The sequence below is a fragment of the Kitasatospora sp. MBT63 genome (assembly GCF_000710465.2).
GTDB lineage: Bacteria > Actinomycetota > Actinomycetes > Streptomycetales > Streptomycetaceae > Kitasatospora.
Genome location: NZ_JAIZ01000234.1, coordinates 1 through 2,954 on the forward strand (window position 1 = coordinate 1; position 2,954 = coordinate 2,954).

Genomic DNA, 2,954 nt, shown 5'->3' on the forward strand with positions numbered 1-2,954 from the left:
CGCCGGGCGGCCGGCCTCCGTCGACGCCGCGGTGCGCTCCGACGCGCCCGCCCGTCCGCTGCGGGCCGCCACCGACCTGTGGCAGCGCACCGCCCGGCTCGACCTGTCCGCCTGGCCGGCCCGCGGCGACCGGCTCGGCGACGACGCGCTGATCGGCCGGGCGCTGGCCGCGTGGCGGGAGGGCCGGCTGCAGATCGAGCCGGGCACCGACGTCTCGGGGCCCGCGGGCACCCCGCAGCTGCTGTTCGCCGGCCTGGTGGACGGGACTCCGGTGGTGGTGCTGTACGACGGTGCCCGGCTGGCCCGTTTCACCGACGGCCCGCTGGGCGGTCTGATGCTGGCCCGCGCCGACGATTCGGACGTGGTCACCGGGGCGGCACTGGTGCTGCACCGGGACGGCGCCGGGGCGCGCTTCCTGCTGGCGCCCTGGGTGGAGAGCGCCGAGATCCGCCGGCTGCGCGCCCCGGACGGCCCGGCGGCCGCCCTGCGGCCGGTCGACGGGGTCACCGGGCCGGTGCCCTCGGCCGGCTCGGCGCGCTGCCTGGACGGTGCGGTGCTGCAGTTGCGGTCCTCCCGGGCGGTCGCGGAGAAGCACGCCTTCCTGCTCGCCGACGTGGGCGGTCTGCTGCCCGCCCATCTGACGTACACCCCGCCGCCGCAGCAGGGCGAGGCCCGCGCGCCGCGCGAGGCGACCGGCAGCGACGCCCTTCTCACCTGGGCCCGGACCGCCTGCGAGGTCCCGGAGCTGCGGCCCGGGGTGAAGGCGCTGAACGCCTGGGCCTTCGCCCGCCAGGACCTGCCGCAGCAGGCCGGCACCGCCACCTGGGTGTGCCTGCGCACCGACCGCTGGACCGGTACCGGTTCGGCCGCCACCGAGCTGCTGCTGCCCGCGGGCCGGCTCGACGAGCCGGCGCGGCGCACCGCCGTCGCCGAGGGGCGCGGCTGCAGCCGGTTCGACCAGAACACGGTCGGCCGGGCCTGGTGGCGGTCGGCCGACGGGTCCGACTACCTGCTGGCGGCGGGCAGCCGCCGGGTGTCCCGGATCTCCGTCAGCGGCCCGGAGGGCAGCCTCGAGGTGCCCGTCCCCGACGGCACGCTGGCCGTGCGGCGCGCTCCCGGGCAGCCGGTGACGGTGGTCGCCACCCTGGACGACGGGACGCGGATCACCCCGCCGTCCTGACCACCCGCCGTCAGCCGGCCCGGCCCTGCCGCTGCCGCCGCCGCGGCGGCAGCGGCAGGAAGCCGCTGGTGCAGGCCGCGTACTCGGCCCAGCCCGGTTTGTGCGCGCTCAGCTGCCGCTCCAGCAGCGGTTTCCCGCTGCCGAAGGCGAGCAGCCAGGTCATCAGCAGCACGCTCGGCAGGAACGCCCAGCCGGCCGGGCTGCCCGCGGCGAACAGGAACAGGCCCCACCAGACACAGGCGTCGCCGAAGTAGTTGGGGTGCCGGGTGTAGCGCCACAGGCCGCGGTCCAGCACCCGGCCGCGGTTGGCCGGGTCGGCCCTGAAGCGGTCCAGCTGCCGGTCGCCGACCGCTTCGAAGAACAGGCCGAGCGCCCAGAGCGCGGTGCCGGCCCAGGCGAGCGGGCCGAGCCGCTGCGGGAGGTACTGGGCGTACTGCACGGGCAGCGAGACGAACCAGACCAGGGCGCCCTGCAGCAGGTAGACCTTGCGCAGCGCGTACCGGCGCTCGTGGCCGGGCGGGGCCCCGGCGAGCATCGCGGCGTACCGCGGGTCCTCGCCGGCGCCCCGGCCGCGGCGGGCGATGTGCGCGGACAGCCGCAGTCCCCAGACCACCACCAGCGCGGTGACCAGCGCCCGCCGCCCGGCGTCGCCGTACCCGGCGGACAGGCCGAGGCCGGTCAGCGCGACGGCGGCGAAGCCGAGGCCCCAGGCGACGTCGACGCCGCGGTGACGGCCGGTGCGCAGGCCGGCCGCGAACGCCAGGAGCATCACCACCAGGGCGGCGCCGGCCGTAGCGGCCAGGCCGGTGGCGAACGCGGCGCCGTTCACCGGTACCACGCGGCGGGGGTGGCGGGGGCGCCGCTGCGCCCCTCGCGGGTCGGGCGGACGGCGAGGATCTGGTCGACGCCCATCCGGCGTTCCGCGAACGCCTGGGCGCTGCCGACCAGGTAGAGCCGCCACAGCCGCAGGACCGCCACCCCGACCAGGGCGACGACCTCCTCGCGGCGCTCCTGGAGGGTCCGGTGCCAGGCGTCGAGCGTCCGGGCGTAGTGCTCGCGCAGCGCCTCGACCTGGCGGACCTCCAGACCGGCGGACTCCAGCAGTCCGACGCTCTCGCCGACCGGCCGCATGTGCATGTCGGGCGCGATGTACGTCTCGATGAAGGCGCCGCCGCCGGGTGCCGCGCTGCCGCGGGACATCTGCTGCACCAGCAGCCGGCCCTCGGGCCGCAGCAGCTCGAACAGCCGGGCCGCGAACGCCGGGTACCCGTCCTTGCCGACGTGCTCGCCCATCTCGATGCAGCTGACCGCGTCGTACGGGCCGTCCACCGGCTCGCGGTAGTCCTGCAGCCGGACGTCGATCCGGTCGGCGAGCCCGGCCTCGGCGGCGAGGGCGGTGGCGAAGGCGTGCTGGCGGGCGGAGAGCGTCACGGCGGTGACCTGGACGCCGTGGTGGCGGGCGGCGTGCACGGCGAGCGCGCCCCAGCCGCAGCCGACGTCGAGCAGCCGCATGCCCGGCTGCAGGCCGAGTTTGCGGCAGACCAGGTCGAACTTGGCGGTCTGCGCGTCGGCGAGGGTGGTGTCCCGGGAGCCGAAGTAGGCGCAGGAGTAGGCCATAGCGGGGCCGAGCAGCAGCGCGTAGAACTCGTTGGAGAGGTCGTAGTGGTGGCTGATCACCGCCCGGTCCCGGGCCCGGCTGTGCGGCTCGCCGCGGACCGCCGCCCGGCCGCCCGGCGGGGCGGGCCGCGGGCCGAGGACGCCGAGCCGGGCGGCG

At 77.6% G+C, this 2,954-nt stretch carries 3 protein-coding genes; 1 reads left to right on the forward strand and 2 read right to left on the reverse strand.

Going from position 1 to position 2,954, the window contains the following annotated elements:
- A partial coding sequence (locus AA75_RS49345; RefSeq protein ID WP_033820564.1) for a hypothetical protein occupies positions 1-1,180 on the forward strand: 1,180 nt, incomplete at its 5' end.
- 10 nt (positions 1,181-1,190) lie between these two features.
- Here AA75_RS49345 and AA75_RS15300 read toward each other — a convergent pair.
- Both AA75_RS15300 and AA75_RS15305 read right to left on the reverse strand, forming a co-directional pair.
- Positions 1,191-2,009 carry a DUF1295 domain-containing protein gene (locus AA75_RS15300; protein ID WP_033820565.1) on the reverse strand — a complete coding sequence of 273 codons (819 nt, stop codon included), beginning with the start codon at positions 2,007-2,009 and terminating at the stop codon, positions 1,191-1,193.
- A partial coding sequence (locus AA75_RS15305; RefSeq protein WP_033820566.1) for a cyclopropane-fatty-acyl-phospholipid synthase family protein occupies positions 2,006-2,954 on the reverse strand: 949 nt, incomplete at its 5' end. The genes AA75_RS15305 and AA75_RS15300, both read right to left, overlap by 4 nt.